Below are 19,407 nucleotides of genomic sequence, written 5' to 3'. Positions count from 1 at the left end.
ATTTAATTATTTGTGTCAAAGATATAAAAGAGAAATGTAATTAAACAAAGAGATAAATTTAAATCTATTCTTCTTCATCTATATAACTTTCAATAGATCTTCGGTCTTTTTTAGTAGGCCTTCCCATTCCTTTTTTTCTATAATAATCTTTACTATATTTAAGGAGTTCTTTTGCTTCAAAGGCCTCTTTGGGAGTAATATCTATTCTATAAATATCTACTAATTTTGCTCCAACTCTATTAGTAGGCATCGCTATAATTCTTAACTTATAATTAATTTGATTTTTACGTAATTCAATAATATCGTCTATATAAACCTCTTTCCCAGGTTTAACAACATGATTATTAACCTTAATTTGACCTTTTTTACAAGCTATGGTTGCTTTATTTCTTGTTTTATAATATCTGACACACCATAAAAATTTGTCTATGCGCATACACTTTTAACTAAAAACTACGTTAATATTATTTAAAAAAAATTATAATATCGTATCTTGCAAAGCAAAAATAAGCTATAAAGAACAATAATTTACAATAAGCTATGATTGTAAATTTTAAATTTATTAATGACTATGAAAATTAAAAACTATTTTGGTTTATTTGGAGCACTAGCTATCTTGTTTATAGCTTGTTCACCTGATGACCCTTTATTTATTCCTGTTGAAGACAGAGATCGCACAGAGCAACAAGAAACAGATCGAGCATTATTACAATTTTATTTAGACACTCATTTTTATAATAGTGCTTTTCTTGAAAGTAATATTAATAGTACTGTTGATGATATTGTCATAACAGAATTGCAACAAGGATCTTCTGTTCCTGACGGACATACTTTATTATCTGAATCTCCTAATTTAATTACAAGAACATCAACGTTTGAAGACACTGAATATGAACACTATATTTTAATGATTAATAGAGGTGGTGGTGAAAGTTTAGGTTTTACAGATAAAGTTAGAGTTGAATATGAAGGAAGTTTGGTTACAGATGCTTCAGTTTTTGATAGTGCTGTTACACCGATAGATTTTGATTTAGTAGGCTTTGGTGTTGGTAGTGAAGGAGTAATAACAGGTTGGCAACGTGTTTTTCCGGAATTTAATGCAGCGGCAGATTTTTCATTTGGAGCTAATGGAGTAGAATACAATGATTATGGATTGGGAGTTATGTTTTTACCATCGGGATTGGCATTTTTTTCTAGACAATTAATAGGTATCCCATCTTATTCTAATCTTGTTTTTAAATTTTCATTATTTCAAACAGAAGCTAATGACCACGAAAACGATGGCGTACCTTCTCTTGTTGAGGATCTAAACAATAATCAAGATGTATTTGATGACGATACTGATGGAGATGGTTTAGTTAATTACGTTGATCCAGATGATGATAATGATGGTGTATTAACTATAAATGAAGATATAAATAATGATGGAGATCCTACTAACGATGATACAGATGGTGATGGTATTCCTAACTATTTAGACGAAGATTCTGCTGAGTCTAATGAAGATGATAATTAAAATTACCTAAATAATATAATATTATAAATAATAAAAAATGCCACTAAATTTTAGCGGCATTTTTTATTTTAAATCTTAATTGATAAACTAAGTATTAATTGATCAGATCTAGCATCTAATCGATCAGCACTTAAAAGATTATTATTATCTAGAAATGTAGCTTCGTTATTACTAAAGCCACGTTCGTACCTTAGGTCTAATCCAAAACTATTAAAATTGAGAGCTACTCCAAAATTAAAACCAACTGTAAAGTCATTTTCAATATCATTAACATTTAACCTTTCAAAATCACTGTCAATAATATATTCTATTGCAGGTCCAGCAAAGATACTTATAGGACCTAATACTTTAATACCTACCAGTAAAGGAGCATCTATTTTTTGAACATCAAATTCACCAGAGTCAAAATCACTTTTAGTTTTGGTATATACTAATTCTGGTCTAAAATAGAGGCGATTGCCTATTTTGCCATATATGCCTATATGATATCCAATATTTCTATCTGGAGATTCAAAATTGGTTGAAATAGATTCAAAATAATCGCCATTTCCAGTATAGTTTAAGCCAACTTTGAAGCCATAACCACTTCCAGTTTGCCCAAAAGATGTTAAAGAAAATAATGTACAGATAAATACTGTAAGAACTAATTTTTGCATAATATTCGTTTTTTTGATTTCGATTACTAGTACAAAAACGTTGCCAAACTCAACTTATTTTCTTTTCAGTACGTTTTCAGTAGCTTTTATAATAGCATTACTATTTAATCCATACTTCTCCATGAGTTGAGCTGGTGTGCCAGATTCACCAAAAGTATCATTTGTAGCAACATATTCTTGTGGAGTGGGTAAATGCTTAGCTAAAACTCTAGAGACACTTTCTCCTAAACCACCTAAATAATTATGCTCCTCAGCTGTTACAATACAACCAGTTTTGCGAACAGAATCTAAAATAGCTTTATCATCTAAAGGTTTAATGGTGTGGATATTTATAACTTCAGCGGAAATGCCTTTTTCATGTAAAACCTTAGAAGCTTTTAAAGCTTCCCAAACGAGATGACCTGTAGCTACAATAGTTACATCCGTTCCTTCGGTAAGTGTAACAGCTTTACCTATCTCAAAAGTTTGATCTTCATTAGTGAAATTGGCTACTTTAGGTCTTCCAAACCTTAAATATACAGGTCCATTATGTTCTGCAATAGCTAAAGTAGCAGCTTTTGTCTGGTTATAATCACAGGTATTAATTACAGTCATGCCAGGAAGCATTTTCATTAATCCAATATCTTCTAAAATTTGATGAGTAGCACCATCTTCTCCTAAAGTAATACCAGCATGAGAGGCACATATCTTTACATTCTTACCCGAATAAACTACACTTTGACGAATCTGATCATATACACGCCCGGTAGAGAAATTAGCAAATGTACCAGTAAAAGGAATTTTGCCACCAATAGTAAGACCAGCAGCAATGCCAATCATGTTTGCTTCAGCTATTCCTATTTGAAAAAAGCGCTCAGGATGATTGTTTTTAAAATCATCCATTTTAAGAGATCCTATAAGATCGGCACAAAGCGCTACTACATTCTCATTAGTTTTTCCTAATTCAGTGAGTCCAGCTCCAAATCCTGAACGTGTATCTTTATTACCTTGGTTTTCGTATGTTTTCATAATGTAAAAATCGTAATTTGTGTAGCTAATTGAATTAGTAATCTCCTAAAGTTTCTGGATTTTGTGCTAAACCAATAGCTAGTTGTTCGTCATTTGGTGCTTTGCCGTGCCAAGCATGCGTATGCATCATAAAATCTATACCATTACCCATTACTGTTTTTAGTAATACACAGACAGGTTTTCTTTTACCAGTTTTAGATTTTGCATCAGCCATACCTTCTAGTATTGCATCAATATTATTACCTTCTTCTATTTCAACTACGGACCATCCAAAAGCTTCAAACTTATTTTTAATACTTCCCATTGGTAAAACATCATCAGTAGCTCCATCTATTTGTTTACCATTAAGGTCTATTGTAGAAATTAAATTATCAACTTTTTTTGCTGAGGCGTACATTATGGCTTCCCAATTTTGGCCTTCTTGTAATTCACCATCTCCATGCAAACTATAAACTAAATGATTGTCTCCATTTAATTTCTTTGCTTGAGCAGCACCTAATGCAACAGACATGCCTTGGCCTAAAGAACCAGAAGCAATTCTAATACCAGGTAAACCTTCATGTGTAGTAGGATGACCTTGGAGACGAGAATCTAATAATCTGAATGTATTTAACTCATCTATAGAGAAATATCCCGAGCGTGCCAAAACACTATAATATACAGGTGAGATATGTCCGTTCGATAAAAAGAAAATATCTTCATCACGTCCATCCATGTTAAAAGTAGCATTAGTATCCATAATTTCATTATAGAGAGAAACAAAAAATTCCGCACAACCAAGAGAACCGCCTGGATGCCCAGAATTTACTTTGTGGACCATACGTAAAATGTCTCTGCGTACTTGTGTGGTTAAGTCTTTTAAATGTTTTGTGTCTGGCATGATTATTTACTTAAATTTAAAGCCCAAAAATAGACGATTATAACAGCTTAACAAAGTTAGAAGTATTACACTTATTAACGATTTATGGTAATTGCTAACAATTTTAATTTTAATTAAGATGTAATGTGTTTGAGTTATTTATATTTGCTAATTCATAGATATTTTAATGAATTTCCACCGATTAGCTAAAGATCCTAATAGTAAAGCCAGAGCAGGCGAAATTACTACTGGTCATGGTAAAATAAAGACACCTATCTTTATGCCTGTAGGCACTGTAGCTTCCGTAAAAGGAGTACACCAGCGAGAATTAAAAAATGATATTAATCCAGATATTATTTTAGGTAATACCTACCATCTTTATCTACGTCCACAAACCCCAATATTAGAAAAAGCAGGAGGTTTGCATAAATTTATGAATTGGGATCGAAATATCTTAACGGATTCTGGTGGCTATCAGGTTTATTCTTTATCAGCTAATCGTAAGATTAAGGAAGAAGGTGTTAAGTTTAAATCTCATATTGATGGGAGCACTCATATATTCACTCCTGAGAATGTTATGGAGATTCAGCGTACAATAGGAGCAGATATTATTATGGCTTTTGATGAATGTACACCGTATCCTTGTGATTATAATTATGCTAAACGCTCTATGCATATGACACATCGCTGGTTAGATCGTTGTATTAACCATCTAGAGAAGACTCCATTAAAATATGATTATAACCAAGCTTTTTTTCCTATAGTACAAGGCAGTACATATAAAGATTTAAGACAACAGTCGGCTGAATATATAGCAAATTCAGATGCAGTTGGTAATGCTATAGGTGGATTATCTGTAGGTGAACCAGCTGAAGAAATGTATGCAATGACTGACATTGTGTGTGATATTTTACCAGAAGATAAGCCACGTTATTTAATGGGTGTTGGGACTCCAATCAATATATTAGAAAATATTGCGTTAGGTGTAGATATGTTTGATTGTGTTATGCCTACACGTAATGCCAGAAATGGAATGCTCTTTACGGCTCATGGTACAATTAATATAAAGAACAGAAAATGGGCTGATGATTTTTCTCCTATAGATGATATGGCTATTACTTTTGTGGATACAGAATATAGTAAGGCTTATTTAAGGCATTTGTTTACAGTAAATGAATTATTAGGAAAACAAATAGCCACAATCCATAATTTAGGCTTTTATTTATGGTTGGTAAGAGAAGCAAGAAAACATATTCTCCAAGGTAATTTTAGAACTTGGAAAGATAAAATGATAAAGCAAATGGATAAGCGTTTGTAAAGCATGAAAATTTTAGATTGGTACATATTAAAGCGTTATTTATTAACATTTCTTACAATGTTATTGCTCTTTATACCTATAGCTATAATGGTCCATTTAGCAGAGAAAATAGGTAAAATATTAGAGAATGATGTGCCTTTTGGTGAATTAGCTTTATATCTATTAAATTTTACAATTTACTTTGCTAATTTATTGTTTCCAATGTTCTTGTTTTTATCGGTAATCTGGTTTACATCTAAACTAGCTAATAATACAGAAATTGTTGCTTTCTTAAGCTCTGGAGTTTCCTTTTCTAGATTCTTAAGACCATATATTATTGGAGCAACAATAGTCGCTTTTGCAGCGTTAATTTTAGGGTTATATCTTGCACCTAATGCTAGTAAGGGGTTTAATGAGTTTAAATACAAGTACCTTAATAAAGGTAGAAAAATTCAAGAAACTAAAAATGTGTATAGACAGATTAATGAAAATGATTATATCTATGTAAGTTCTTTCGATCCCAAACGTAATGAAGGGCAGAATTTTACATTAGAACATTTTGAAGATAGTCGATTGACGTATAAGATTTTCGCAAATAGAATTCGTTTTATAGAAAAAGATTCTATATACAAATTGACCACTTATTATAAAAGATCCTTTGATAGTTTGGGTAATGAGACAATAGAAGATAGTCGACGTAAGAATATAGATTTTGAATTTGATATTGACGATTTAACTCCTGTAAATTATATTGCAGAGACTAAATCTTATGGTGAGTTAATTGATTTTATAAAAAAAGAAAAAGCAAGAGGCTCTTCAAGTATTGGACGTTATGAGGTTGTTAAATATAAAAAATGGAGTATTCCGGTTTCAGTATTTATATTAACCATAATAGCCGTAGCCGTATCATCTATTAAAAGACGTGGTGGTATGGGAATAAATTTAGCATTTGGTATTTCTATAGCAATGATTTATGTTTTTTTCGACAAAATATTTGGGGTTTTAGCAGAGCAATCTAATTTTAGTCCTTTAATTGCTGTCTGGCTGCCTAATGTTGTTTTCGGTATTTTAGCAGTATACTTACTATACAATGCCAAACGCTAAACTTAAGCATTATTTACACTTACATTTTCTGGTATTTATTGCTGGCTTTACAGCTATTTTAGGTGAGCTTATATCTATTAGTTCATTCTCATTGGTATGGTTTAGAATGGTTATAGCTGGTATATTAATGCTTTTGTATATAATAATAACCAAAAAGCAACTTAAAATACGTCCTAAAGTTATTATACAACTTTTTGTTGCAGGAATTATAATAGCTGCACATTGGGTTACTTTTTTTGAGTCTATAAATCAATCTAATGTTTCAATTGCACTGGCTATGTTTTCTTCAGGTGCTTTTTTTGCTTCTTTTTTAGAACCTCTATTTTTTAAGAGACAAATTTTATGGTATGAAATTTTATTTGGTTTCTTAGTTATTGCTGGAGTGTTTTTAATAACTCAAGGAGAATTAAAATACATCAATGGCATTATATTAGGGCTATTATCTGCAGTATTTTCAAGTTTATTTGGTGTTATTAACGGAAAATTTATCCTCAAACACAAAGCAAGTGTTATTTCGTTATATGAATTTGCAAGCGGAATTATTTTTTTAAGCCTTTTTATATTTTTGTTTAATGATGGTTTTGATTCATCATTTTTTAGCTTATCTCAATCAGATTGGTTTTACATTTTTATATTGGCTTCAATTTGTACAGCTTATGCTTTTATAGCCGCTGTAGAAGTAATGAAATACATATCTCCTTTTACCGTAATTTTAAGTTATAATTTAGAACCCGTTTACGGAATTACTTTAGCTTTAATACTCTTCCCTGAGAAGGAACAAATGTCTTCACAATTCTATTATGGTGCTGTCTTAGTGATATGTGCAGTTGTTTTAGATGCTGTTGTTAAAAATTATAAATCAAGGAAAATAAAAGCTGTTAAGTAACCCAATTAAAGTTATTATATTTGTACCCTAACTAATGAATTAAATACCTTCAAATTTATATGGAATATTTAGAGTTTGAATTACCTATAAAAGAACTAGAAGAACAATTAGATAAGTGTAAAATTATTGGAGATGAAAGTGAAGTGGATGTAACAGAAACCTGTAAGCAAATACATAAAAAACTAGAAGACACCAAAAAAGAAATATATAAAAACTTAACTGCATGGCAACGTGTTCAGTTGTCTAGACATCCAAATAGACCTTACACATTAGACTACATAAAAGCATTATGTGGAGATACATTTTTAGAACTGCATGGTGATAGAAATGTTAAGGATGATAAAGCTATGATTGGTGGCTTAGGAAAAATTGGTGATCAGAGTTATATGTTTATTGGTCAACAAAAAGGATTTAATACTAAGACCAGACAATACAGAAATTTTGGTATGTCTAATCCAGAAGGTTATCGTAAAGCTTTGCGTTTGATGAAATCTGCTGAAAAATTCGGAATTCCTGTTGTAACATTAATAGATACCCCAGGTGCATATCCTGGTTTAGAAGCAGAAGAACGCGGTCAAGGAGAAGCTATTGCGCGTAATATATTAGAAATGGCACGGTTAAAAGTACCAATTATAACCATTATTATTGGGGAAGGAGCATCTGGAGGTGCATTAGGGATTGGAGTAGGTGATAAGGTAATGATGCTAGAGAATACTTGGTATTCTGTAATTTCACCTGAATCTTGTTCTTCAATTTTATGGAGAAGTTGGGAATATAAAGAACAAGCTGCAGAAGCTTTAAAATTAACTGCTAAAGACATGAAGCGCATGAAATTAGTAGATCAAATTATAAAAGAACCTTTAGGTGGTGCACATAATAATAGAGAAAAAACGTTTTTAACTGTTAGAGATGCAATAGAGAAATCTTACGAAGAGTTTAAAAACTTATCACCAAAAGAATTAGTGAAGAAACGTATGAATAAATACGATGAAATGGGAGTTTATAAATCCTAAATCTACTATTAACAAGGTACTTAAAAAACTGAAGCTATTTGCTTCAGTTTTTTTTAGCTCTATTAACAATATATTTAACTTATTAACAGTTCAATTGTTAACGAACTGTTGAGATTGTAAATACGTATACACATAATTTATAATACTGTTTAGTTATTTTCGTAAGCTATGAAACAACCAAACCCTATACAAGGATACAAAGTCGATAAAAGCACAATTATCAATTTAGAAAAAGGCAAAATACCACCTCAAGCAATTGATTTAGAGGAAGTTGTAATTGGAGCTATGATGATTGACAAAAAAGGGGTTGATGAAGTAATTGATATTTTAAGTCCTGATGCTTTTTATAAAGACGCACATAAATATATATTTGAAGCTATTTTTAAATTATTTGAAAATAGTGAACCTGTCGATTTATTAACGGTTTCAAGTCAGCTTAAAAAAGATTCTAAATTAGATTTGGTTGGTGGGGATTTTTATTTAATTTCTTTAACTCAACGCGTATCATCTTCGGCGCATATTGAGTTTCATGCGCGCATTATTCTTCAAAAATATATTCAACGTAGTTTAATAAAGATTTCTAACGAAATTATAGAAGAAGCTTACGATGAAACTAAAGATGTATTTGATTTATTAGACAATGCAGAAGCTAAACTATATGAAGTTACTCAAGGCAATGTAAAAAAGTCAACAGAAACTGCTCAGAGTTTAGTAATTCAAGCAAAAAAGAAAATTGAAGAAATATCAAATAAAGATGGACTTAGTGGTATACCTACTGGGTTTGATAAGTTAGATAAATTAACTTCAGGCTGGCAACCAAGTGATTTAATAATTGTAGCAGCACGTCCAGGTATGGGTAAAACAGCATTGACGTTAACTATGGCCAGAAATATTGCTGTAGATTTTAATCAAGCAGTAGCATTTTTCTCTTTAGAGATGTCTTCAGTACAATTAATTACACGGTTAATCTCTAGTGAAACTGGCTTATCTTCAGAAAAGTTGAGAACAGGAAAATTAGAAAAGCACGAGTGGGAACAGCTTAACGTTAAAGTAAAAACGTTAGAGAAGGCACCTTTGTTTATTGATGACACGCCATCGTTGTCCATCTTTGACCTTAGAGCTAAAGCGCGTAGATTAGCATCTCAGTACGGTATTAAGGTAATAATGATTGATTATTTACAATTGATGACGGCTGGTGGTAGTCAAAAAGGAGGTAATCGTGAGCAAGAAATTTCTATGATTTCACGTAATCTTAAAGCACTAGCAAAAGAATTAAGTGTACCAGTTATAGCATTATCGCAACTTTCTCGTGCTGTAGAAACACGTGGAGGAAGCAAGCGTCCATTATTATCAGATTTAAGGGAGTCTGGTGCTATTGAACAAGATGCAGATATTGTATCATTTATTTATAGACCAGAATACTATAAAATTGATGAATGGGATGATGAAGAACGCTCGCCTACAGAAGGTCAAGGAGAGTTTATTGTAGCAAAACATAGAAATGGTGGTTTAGATAATATTAGATTGAAATTTATTGGTCACTTAGGTAAATTCGATAATCTTGATGATTTTGATACTCCTTTTGGTGAATATCATTCTAAGATGAACGCTGCAGCTAATGATGATACATTTAAGACCGATCATTTCCCATCTGCTAATGATGCGTTTGATGCACCCGATGATGATGGTGTTCCATTTTAATTTTAAGTTTTTAGTAAGATAATTATGCTTTATTTAAACTAACTTTGAGTTTACTCTTTTAAAAAGTTAAGCATGCCAATGTTAGAGCAAAGACGGACAACAAATATTCTCTTAATAATTATAGTGATACCACTAGTATTTTATATTCTTAAAATACTATCCTTTATATTTATTCCATTAATATTTTCAATGTTTATTGCATTGTTGTTTTTGCCATTAATGCGTTTCTTAGGAAGGCGAAAAGTCCCTAAACTTATTAGTATTATAATTATTTTGCTATTAGTTATAGGAGGTTTAAAAATTGGGATAGAGCTCATTCAATTATCTAGCAAACAAATCTTGGCAAGTGATACGGAATTTTTTAGTAAAGCTGAAGTAAAAATTGGAGAGCTTAAGGATTACTTATCCGAAAATTTTGGGATTGAAACAGGAGAAGATAAAAATATAGTCTCGCGTTTTTTTCAAAAAGAAAACATTGGATCTACGTTAGGATTTTTGAATCGATTTTTAACTACAATTTTAATGACAGTATTTTTTGTAGTCTTATGGTTGGCAGAATCAATCAACGTCCATAAGCTGCTTAATAACACGTTGTTAAAACAAAAGTACACTTCTATAAAAGCATTTATGAAGATAGAAAAAGATCTTATCAAGTTCATTAAAGTAAAATTTTTAATGAGTTTATTGACAGGGATTTTTACAGGACTAATGTGTTTGTTCTTTGATGTCAGTTTTCCAATATTTTGGGGTTTATTTGCCTTTGTTATTAATTTTGTGCAAATGGTAGGCTCGTTTATTTCTGTAATATTGCTTTCTATTTTTGCTTTTGTAGAACTCGATCCAACAAGTAGTTTATTATTCTTCATTTTGTCAATAACAGGTGTTCAAGTATTATTTGGTGCTATACTAGAACCTATATTTATGGGTAAATCATTTTCAATAAATATCATTGCTGTTTTAGTGATGTTGATGTTCTGGGGATTTTTATGGGGAATACCAGGTCTTATTATGGCAATTCCTATTACTGTTTTTATTAAAATAATTTTAGAACAGTTGCCAAATACTAAAGTTATAGCCAGTTTGCTTTCAGGAAAGTCTTAAAAGAATAATAAAGCAAGTACAGACAGACTAAATTTTGACTATATTTCGTTTAAATTCTATGAACTTGAAAAATATCCTTACATTTTTAATTACTGTCTTATTTGGTTTGCAATCGTATGCATCATATATTTTAATACCTATGGATGCAGAAACACAAGCAAATCATTTAAAAGCTTACGGTGTTACATATTGGACTTTAGAACGAGAGCTTAAAGTCAATTGGTTACTCAATTACAGAGGTGGTTCTTTTTTATTACCTGATGCAGATATTATTCAGCGCGAATGCCAAATTAGAGGAGTCTCGTTTGAAGTTATTTCTGATGCTAAAGCTGCACAAATTTTAGAAGATATATCTAGTCCATCGATGAATCAAGAAGCCGTAGTTTTAGAAAAGGCGCCTAAGATTGCAGTGTATACACCGTATGGTAAGCAGCCTTGGGATGATGCTGTTACTATGGTATTAACTTATGCAGAAATTCCTTATGAAACCATATATGATGAAGAAGTATTAAAAGATGAATTGGTATTGTACGATTGGTTACACCTTCATCATGAAGACTTTACAGGGCAATATGGTAAGTTTTATAGAAGTTATAGATCTGCGGCATGGTATATTCAAGAGAAAAAAGATGCTGAGGCTTTAGCCAAACGGTTAGGTTATAGTAAAGTATCTGATGCAAAGTTGGCTGTGGCCTTAAAAATAAGAAATTATGTAGCTGGTGGTGGTTTTATGTTTGCCATGTGTTCAGCTACAGATAGTTTTGATATAGCACTTTCTGCAGAGAATTTAGATATATGTGAGCCTATGTTTGATGGAGATGGTAGTGATCCAGGTTATCAAAATAAAGTAGATTTTTCTAAAACATTTGCATTTAAAGATTTTTTATTAGAACAAAGTCCAAATGTTTATGAGTTTTCATCTATAGATATGACTCGTAAACGACGCATACCTAAAACTACAGATTATTTTTCTTTAATGGAATATTCAGCTAAATGGGATCCTATTCCAACAATGTTAACTCAAAATCATACAGCTTTAGTAAAAGGTTTTATGGGACAGACAACATCATTTACTCGAGACCAGATAAAATCTAATGTGTTGGTTATGGGTGAAAATAGAACAAATGGTGAGGCTAAATATATACATGGCATAAAAGGAAAAGGATTCTTTACATTTTATGGAGGTCACGATCCAGAAGATTATACACATCGTGTAGGCGATCCTAAAACAGAATTAGATCTGCATCCTACATCACCTGGTTATCGTTTAATACTTAATAATGTATTATTTCCCGCAGCTAAGAAGAAAAAACAAAAAACATAAAAATGGAGATATTTATAAAATTAAAATCCCTAATAAGTTAAACTAGGGATTTTTTACATTTAATATTTAGTGTGTGCCTACATTACATCCGCAGGCTTGTCTAGTAAAGCTTTGGCTTGCTTCATGCCATGGAAATGCTTGATTGTATTTTGAATTTTCCCAATAAAACTTAGTGCGTTCTTTTGGGTTGTTTCCTATTTCGTTCATAGTTTCAGTATCATATAAGCGTCCATTAATCATAGTATAAATTATGCTTTCAGAATTTCTGATGTTCTCTAATGGATTTTTATCTAAAATAATTAAATCAGCTAGCTTCCCTTTTTTAAGTGAACCGATATCATTTCCAGCTCCAATATAGTTTGCACCATTAATAGTTGCGGCTTTTAAAGCTTCGTGATTTGTCATACCACCTTGTTGTAATAACCAGAGTTCCCAATGCGCACCTAGACCTTGTAATTGACCATGCGCACCTAAATTTACTTTTACACCAGCATCGGTTAATGTTTTGGCAGTTTCAGAAACTAAAATATGCCCATTTTTATATTCTTCTTCAGGCACCATAGTTCTATAACGTGATCTAGAATCTATAATAGCTCTAGGAGTATATTTTAAAAGTTTTTCGTTTTCCCAAACATTCGTATGCTGATACCAATAATACTCACCATTAACGCCTCCATAATTAACAATTAGAGTAGGAGTATAGCCAACATTACTATTTCCCCAAAGCTCTATAACATCTTTATAAACCGGCGCAACAGGAATGTTATGTTCTACGCCAGTATGCCCATCCATAACCATACTGATGTTAGTATAAAATGTAGAACCACCCTCAGGAACAACAAAAATACTTTCTTCCCTTGCAGCTTGTAATACTTGTTGGCGTTGTTCTCTTCTTGGTTGATTGTAACTCTTTACAGATAGGGCTCCAAAAGCTTTGGTACGTCGTATAGAAGAACGTGCATCATCTAGATTGTTAATTACAGCTTTAAAATCTCCATCTGCACCATAAAGAATAAATCCTGTGGAGTAGAGACGAGGCCCAACTAATGTTCCATTTTTCTGTAATTCAGATAAAGCAAATACAGTTTCAGAATGTGCCGAAGGGTCATGAGATGTTGTAACTCCAAAAGCTAAATTCGCATAAAATTGCCAGTGTTTTTGAGTGGTTAAGCCATATCTAAACCCACCAATATGGGCATGTGCATCAACAATACCAGGCATAATAGTTTTTCCTGACACATTGTAAACTTTAGCATTAGAAGGAATAGAAACATCAGAAGCGTTACCTATGGCTTCTATTTTATTTTCATTGATGATAATAGTACCATTTTCAATAACTTCATTACCTTCCATGGTTATGATTCTTGCATTTGTAAATGCAATTCTACCTTCAGGCTTATCTGTTTTTACATTCAGGTTTATTTTAATACTTGTTTCTATAAGCTTTGTATTTTCAGATGCTTTTGCGGAAAAATATTCATTTCCGAGAGTCCAATGTATGGTTTTACTATCTCTAGACCAGTGTAGATTGATACCAGCATCTTTAGACAATTGTGTTATTGGAATAAACTTTGTTTTATCAGTTAGATCTAAAGTTTTACCTGCTTTTGGCATTGGAGCCATATAAACCTTGTGCAAGTGTACAAAGGCTATCCACTTACCATCAGGGCTAGGTACTAATATATTTCCATGTTTAGACTTTATAAGCGTTCTTTCATTAAAACCGTTGAGTTCTACGCTTTTCAGTTCTTTAGTTAAGGCTCCAAAAAATTGACCTCCATTTTGGTATATAATTCTATCGTTAGTAGCATTAAAAATAGGATAATCTCCTTGTTGGGTTATAAACTTAGTATTAGAACCATCAGCGTTCATAATATAAAGTCCTGTCTTTTTTGTAAAAGTTCGACCTTGTTCGTTATTGCCTCCTTCTTTTCTATAAACAATTTTCTTACCATCATGTGAATACGAAGGATTTCTATAAATTCCTTTTTCAGAAGTTAATTTAGTTAGTGTTCCTCCTGATGATGATACGGATTTGACCGCTCCAAGTTCGGTATCATTCCAAGTCACAAAACTTATCGTTTTTCCGTCTGGAGAAAATGCAGGTTCAAATTCAAAATCTGTTCCAGTGGTTAAACGTTTAGGAGTTCCGTTTGGTAATTTTTGAATCCATAAATAACCAACAGCATTAAATACTATAGATGTTTCATCAGGTGAGGTAACGACATGTCTAATGGCTTTTGCATCAAAACTATCAGGTGCAACAGGAGTATCAAACTTAACTACTTTAGCAATTTTAATAGTAGCATCAACTTGAAAAGGAATATCTTTTACTTTTAATGTATTTATATTTAGTGCATTTATTTTTCCGCCAGACCAAAACACAATGTCTTCATTATTAGGCATCCAATTAAAATTTGTGTACACTCCAAAAATGGCCCATGCTTCTTGTTGATCTTTATTGAGTTGATCATAAACTGGCCATTCTTCACCAGTTTCTAAATCATGGATATATAATACCGATTTTGTACGTACACGTTTTACAAAAGCCAACTTTTTACCATCTCTAGATATTTGAGGTCTAGCAGCTCCGCCTGGACCACCTGTAACACGATCTATTTTGCCGCTTTCCATGTTATACCTATTGATGACATATATTTGATTATTTGGATCTTTGTTATATTGAAAATTTCCTCCAGGATAAACATCTTCACTATAATATAGATATTTACCATCTGATGAAATAGAAGGCTCATTAACATCTTGCTGGTCATTTTTTCGTTTAGTTAACTGAATACCGTTACCACCAGTTTTATGATACATCCATAGTTCCCCAGCACCCAAAGAACGTGATGAGGTAAAATGTTTTCTTGCAATTAAAAAATTACTATCTGGAGTCCAAATGGCGTTGTTTAATAACCTGAAATTTTCTTTAGTAATTTGTTTAGCATTAGAACCATCTGTATCCATTACCCAAATATTATCACCACCACCTGCATCACTAGTAAAAGATATATGCTTACCATCTGGACTAAAACGAGGTTGAACTTCAAAGGCCAAACCTTCTCTTAGTATAGTAGCATTTCCGCCATTACTACTTATTATATAAATATCTCCCAATAGATCAAAAACAATAGACTTGCCATCAGGACTTACATCTATATTCATCCATGTACCTTCATTTGTAGATAATTTTAAATCTTTAAAATTCCAATCTCCTTCAGGGTTAGAGACATCCCATGATTTCTCTTTTTTTTGATTTTGACTAAAAAGATTGAATGTAATAAATAGAGCAAGAATGGATAAGCGTTTAATAGATGTCATATAGATTAATTTTAGTGGCTTAAAGGTAAATATAAAATTCTAAAATTTCAGTTATATTAGAGTACTTGAAAATGAGGTAAATAAAAAACCCGACTCTATGAGTCGGGTTTTTTTAAGCGAAATGTTGTTATTAATTTGGCTAAAAGCCTTATTTAACTTTGTTAATTATTGCTTCAAAAGCTTCAGGATGATTCATAGCTAAATCTGCAAGAACCTTACGGTTCAATTCAATATTGTTAGCTTTTAGTTTACCCATAAACTTTGAATAGCTCATTCCATGTTGTCTTGCACCTGCATTAATACGCATAATCCATAACGCACGGAATGTTCTTTTTTTGTTTCTACGGTCTCTGTACGAATATTGCATCGCTTTGTCAACCGCATTTTTTGCTACTGTCCAAACGTTTTTACGACGTCCGAAGTAACCTTTTGCTTGCTTAAGAACTTTTTTTCTTCTCGCTCTTTTTGCAACTGAATTTACTGATCTTGGCATTTGTTTAATTGTTTTTTGTAGTAGGCGATCATTAAAATGATACTTGCTAAATTGTTTTGCCTAACTCCAGGGTTTATAAATTAGTTTAACCGATTAAAACGGTGTTACTTTAAACGTAACATCGTTTTAATATTATCTTCGTCAGCCTTATGTACTAATGTATCATGGGTTAACGCAAGCTTACGCTTTTTCGATTTTTTAGTCAATATATGACTTTTAAAAGCGTGCTTTCTTTTAATTTTACCAGTGCCAGTAAGTTTGAAACGTTTCTTAGCACTCGATTTTGTTTTCATTTTAGGCATTTTCTCCTATTTTTAATTACGTTTCGCTTATCTTTATGCTGAACTTGGTTCAGTATCTTTTTATTTTAAAATCAACTACCTTTTTGATAATTGAACGTAGTTTAAACTACTTTTTCTTAGGAGCGATGAACATAATCATTCGCTTTCCTTCTAATTTTGGTAATTGTTCAACTTTACCAAATTCTTCTAAATCTTGAGCCAATCTTAATAATAAAATTTGCCCTTGCTCTTTAAAAACAATTGAACGTCCTTTAAAAAATACAAATGCTTTTAATTTAGCACCATCTTTTAAGAACTTCTCTGCATGTTTTTTCTTAAACTCATAATCATGATCATCGGTTTGTGGACCAAAACGAATCTCTTTAACAACAACTTTTGTTGCCTTAGATTTTAGAGCTTTCTCTCTCTTTTTTTGTTCGTAAAGAAACTTTTTATAGTCCATAACTTTACAAACAGGTGGATTCGCATTTGGCGAAATCTCTACAAGATCTAATCCTTGCTCATCGGCAATGCTTAATGCTTGTTTAATAGGATATACTCCTATTTCTACATTGTCTCCGACTAATCGAACTTCTTCCGATCTGATCTTAGAATTAATACGGTGTTTATCCTCTTGGACAACGCGCCTTTGATAATTCTTTCTGCTTCTACGTATTGCTATGGCTTATATTTTTTAATTAAACAATTATTATTTAAAAGTTTTTAAACTTTTCTTTACACGTTCTGTTACAATAATTATAAATTCATCAACACCAATAGATCCTAAATCTTCACCACCATGTTCACGAACAGTTATTGTATTATTTTTTTCTTCTTGCTCACCTACAATAATCATAAACGGAAGCTTATTCATCTCAGCTTCACGAATTTTCTTACCTACAGTTTCGTTTCTGTTGTCTGCGAGGGCGCGAATTTCGTTATTTTCTAGCAAATTTAAAACTTTTTCAGCGTATTTTTCATATTTCTCACTTACAGACAATACAATAGCTTGTTCTGGCATTAACCAAAGTGGGAAGTTTCCTCCTGTATGTTCAAGTAAAATAGCTACAAAACGTTCCATGCTTCCAAAAGGAGCACGATGTATCATTACAGGTCTATGAAGCTCGTTATCACTACCTTTATAAGATAATTCAAAACGCTCGGGTAAATTATAATCAACCTGTATTGTTCCTAATTGCCATTGTCTGCCTAATGCATCCTTAACCATAAAATCTAGTTTAGGGCCATAAAAAGCAGCCTCGCCTTCTTCAACAATAAAATTAAGACCTTTATCTTTTGCAGCATTAAGAATAGCATTTTCTGCTTTTTCCCAGTTCTCAGTACTACCAATATATTTTTCTGGTGTTTTAGGATCTCTTATAGAAACTTGAGCTGTAAAATTTTCAAAACCTAAAGATCCAAACACATAGAGTACAAGATCAATAACTTCTTTGAATTCAGTATCTAATTGACCTGGAGTACAAAATATATGTGCATCATCTTGTGTAAACCCTCTAACACGAGTTAAGCCATGTAGCTCACCACTTTGCTCATACCTGTATACAGTGCCAAATTCAGCGTAGCGTTTAGGTAGTTCTTTATAGGAAAACGGACGTGCATTATAGATTTCACAGTGATGTGGACAATTCATTGGTTTTAATAAAAACTCTTCACCTTCAGATGGAGTTGAAATAGGCTGAAAACTGTCTTCACCATATTTGGCATAATGACCAGAAGTAACATAAAGTTCTTTTTGACCTATATGTGGTGTAACTACCATTTCATAACCTGCTTTCTTTTGCGCAGCTTTTAAGAAATTCTCCAAACGTTCACGCAAAGCAGCACCTTTTGGTAACCATAAAGGTAAACCTTGACCTACTTTTTTAGAAAAGGTAAACAACTCTAATTCCTTACCTAGTTTTCTATGGTCTCGTTTTTTAGCTTCTTCTAATAAATGCAAATACTCTGTTAGCTCTTTTTGTTTAGGAAAAGAAATACCATAAACACGAGTGAGTTGTTTATTGTTTTCATCACCTTTGTAATAAGCACCAGCAACGCTTAATACCTTAACAGCTTTTATTATCCCTGTATTTGGTATATGTCCACCACGACATAAATCAGTAAAAGAAGAATGGTCGCAAAAACTAATAGTACCATCTTCTAAGTTTTCAATAAGGTCAACTTTATAATCGTTTTTATCTTTGTAAAAAGCTAGAGCGTCTGCTTTAGAGATGGATCGCATTTTAAAATCATGCTTTCCTCTAGCGATCTCTATCATTTTAGATTCTATAGTTTTAAAATCTTTTTCAGAAATAGTACCTTCTCCTAAATCTACATCATAATAAAAACCATTTTCAATCGCGGGACCAACCCATAACTTTACATTAGGGTATAGCTCCTCTAAAGCTTGAGCCAAAATATGTGCAGAAGAGTGCCAAAATGCTTTTTTACCATCAGCATCTCTCCATGTATATAATAAAAGACTACCATCTTCGGTTAATGGAGTGGTGGTTTCAACAACTGTATCGTTGAATTTTGCAGATATGACATTACGAGCAAAGCCCTCGCTAATATCTACAGCCACTTCATAAGGAGTTACATCTTTACTAAAAGATCTAACGGAACCATCAGGTAGAGTAATTTGTATCATTATATATATTATAAATTTTGAACTGACAAAGATATATGTATATCAATAATTAGCAAAGATTAAAAGTTATTATATATAATATCCTAACTTTCTCAATATTACATTTATGATTTTTTGATTGATAAAAGTATTAGTGTATGAGGGATTAAAGTGTAAGAGGGTATTGAGTTAAGTAGGTGTGTTAGGTTTATATT

The 19,407-nt window shown here is 32.1% G+C and carries 17 protein-coding genes; 8 read left to right on the top strand and 9 right to left on the bottom strand.

The annotated features are described in order from the left end of the window. Positions 1-64 precede the first annotated feature (64 nt). Entirely contained in the window at positions 65-436 is a 372-nt protein-coding gene (locus K8Z87_RS10475; protein ID WP_227477511.1) for an RNA-binding S4 domain-containing protein, read from the bottom strand. Positions 437-571: 135 nt separating this feature from the next. On the opposite strand from K8Z87_RS10475, the gene K8Z87_RS10470 reads away from it, so the two are divergent. Further along, complete coding sequence (locus K8Z87_RS10470; protein ID WP_227477510.1) at positions 572-1,516, top strand: FKBP-type peptidyl-prolyl cis-trans isomerase; 945 nt, start codon at positions 572-574, stop codon at positions 1,514-1,516. 68 nt (positions 1,517-1,584) lie between these two features. Here the strand turns inward: K8Z87_RS10470 and K8Z87_RS10465 are convergent, their stop codons facing one another. Genes K8Z87_RS10465 through K8Z87_RS10455 form a run of 3 tightly spaced genes read right to left on the bottom strand, consistent with a single transcriptional unit; the run spans position 1,585 to position 4,060 of the window. Beyond that, positions 1,585-2,172 carry an outer membrane beta-barrel protein gene (locus tag K8Z87_RS10465; RefSeq protein WP_227477509.1) on the bottom strand — a complete coding sequence of 196 codons (588 nt, stop codon included), beginning with the start codon at positions 2,170-2,172 and terminating at the stop codon, positions 1,585-1,587. 54 nt (positions 2,173-2,226) lie between these two features. After that, positions 2,227-3,180 carry a transketolase family protein gene (locus tag K8Z87_RS10460; protein WP_227477508.1) on the bottom strand — a complete coding sequence of 318 codons (954 nt, stop codon included), beginning with the start codon at positions 3,178-3,180 and terminating at the stop codon, positions 2,227-2,229. Positions 3,181-3,214: 34 nt separating this feature from the next. Next, the gene (locus tag K8Z87_RS10455; protein WP_227477507.1) at positions 3,215-4,060 is read right to left on the bottom strand and encodes a transketolase; all 846 of its coding nucleotides are present in this window, start codon (positions 4,058-4,060) and stop codon (positions 3,215-3,217) included. 166 nt (positions 4,061-4,226) lie between these two features. On the opposite strand from K8Z87_RS10455, the gene tgt reads away from it, so the two are divergent. The 7 genes from tgt (at position 4,227) to K8Z87_RS10420 (ending at position 12,465) form a co-directional block, all read left to right on the top strand. Beyond that, on the top strand, positions 4,227-5,357 hold the full coding sequence (gene tgt, locus K8Z87_RS10450; protein WP_227477506.1) for a tRNA guanosine(34) transglycosylase Tgt: 1,131 nt from the start codon (positions 4,227-4,229) through the stop codon (positions 5,355-5,357). 3 nt (positions 5,358-5,360) lie between these two features. Continuing rightward, positions 5,361-6,440 (top strand): LptF/LptG family permease, encoded by a 1,080-nt coding sequence (locus K8Z87_RS10445; RefSeq protein WP_227477505.1) that lies wholly within the window; start codon positions 5,361-5,363, stop codon positions 6,438-6,440. After that, on the top strand, positions 6,427-7,326 hold the full coding sequence (locus tag K8Z87_RS10440; RefSeq protein WP_227477504.1) for a DMT family transporter: 900 nt from the start codon (positions 6,427-6,429) through the stop codon (positions 7,324-7,326). Before K8Z87_RS10445 ends, K8Z87_RS10440 begins: the two co-directional genes overlap by 14 nt. A gap of 59 nt (positions 7,327-7,385) precedes the next feature. Continuing rightward, complete coding sequence (locus K8Z87_RS10435; protein WP_227477503.1) at positions 7,386-8,339, top strand: acetyl-CoA carboxylase carboxyltransferase subunit alpha; 954 nt, start codon at positions 7,386-7,388, stop codon at positions 8,337-8,339. 168 nt (positions 8,340-8,507) lie between these two features. Further along, positions 8,508-10,040 (top strand): replicative DNA helicase, encoded by a 1,533-nt coding sequence (gene dnaB / locus K8Z87_RS10430; protein WP_227477502.1) that lies wholly within the window; start codon positions 8,508-8,510, stop codon positions 10,038-10,040. A gap of 72 nt (positions 10,041-10,112) precedes the next feature. Beyond that, positions 10,113-11,141 (top strand): AI-2E family transporter, encoded by a 1,029-nt coding sequence (locus K8Z87_RS10425; protein ID WP_227477501.1) that lies wholly within the window; start codon positions 10,113-10,115, stop codon positions 11,139-11,141. A 139-nt stretch (positions 11,142-11,280) separates the two neighbouring features. Next, on the top strand, positions 11,281-12,465 hold the full coding sequence (locus K8Z87_RS10420) for an asparagine synthetase B (protein ID WP_227477554.1): 1,185 nt from the start codon (positions 11,281-11,283) through the stop codon (positions 12,463-12,465). 66 nt (positions 12,466-12,531) lie between these two features. Here K8Z87_RS10420 and K8Z87_RS10415 read toward each other — a convergent pair whose 3' ends face one another. The 5 genes from K8Z87_RS10415 to thrS form a co-directional block, all read right to left on the bottom strand. Continuing rightward, positions 12,532-15,789, bottom strand: a complete 3,258-nt coding sequence (locus tag K8Z87_RS10415) for an amidohydrolase family protein (RefSeq protein WP_227477500.1) — start codon at positions 15,787-15,789, stop codon at positions 12,532-12,534. Between the two features lie 148 nt (positions 15,790-15,937). Then, positions 15,938-16,282, bottom strand: coding sequence for a 50S ribosomal protein L20 (gene rplT, locus K8Z87_RS10410; RefSeq protein WP_227477499.1), 345 nt, complete (start codon positions 16,280-16,282; stop codon positions 15,938-15,940). A gap of 104 nt (positions 16,283-16,386) precedes the next feature. Further along, positions 16,387-16,584, bottom strand: coding sequence for a 50S ribosomal protein L35 (gene rpmI, locus K8Z87_RS10405; RefSeq protein ID WP_019388182.1), 198 nt, complete (start codon positions 16,582-16,584; stop codon positions 16,387-16,389). Between the two features lie 106 nt (positions 16,585-16,690). Next, positions 16,691-17,239: a translation initiation factor IF-3 gene (gene infC, locus K8Z87_RS10400; RefSeq protein WP_227477553.1), complete on the bottom strand. Its 549-nt coding sequence runs from the start codon at positions 17,237-17,239 to the stop codon at positions 16,691-16,693. A 33-nt stretch (positions 17,240-17,272) separates the two neighbouring features. Then, on the bottom strand, positions 17,273-19,213 hold the full coding sequence (gene thrS, locus K8Z87_RS10395) for a threonine--tRNA ligase (protein WP_227477498.1): 1,941 nt from the start codon (positions 19,211-19,213) through the stop codon (positions 17,273-17,275). Positions 19,214-19,407: the final 194 nt, after the last annotated feature.

Source organism: Winogradskyella immobilis (genome assembly GCF_021887715.1).
Classification (GTDB): domain Bacteria; phylum Bacteroidota; class Bacteroidia; order Flavobacteriales; family Flavobacteriaceae; genus Winogradskyella; species Winogradskyella immobilis.
Note: the sequence above shows the minus strand (reverse complement) of the source record. Positions and strands in the feature narration are given on the sequence as shown.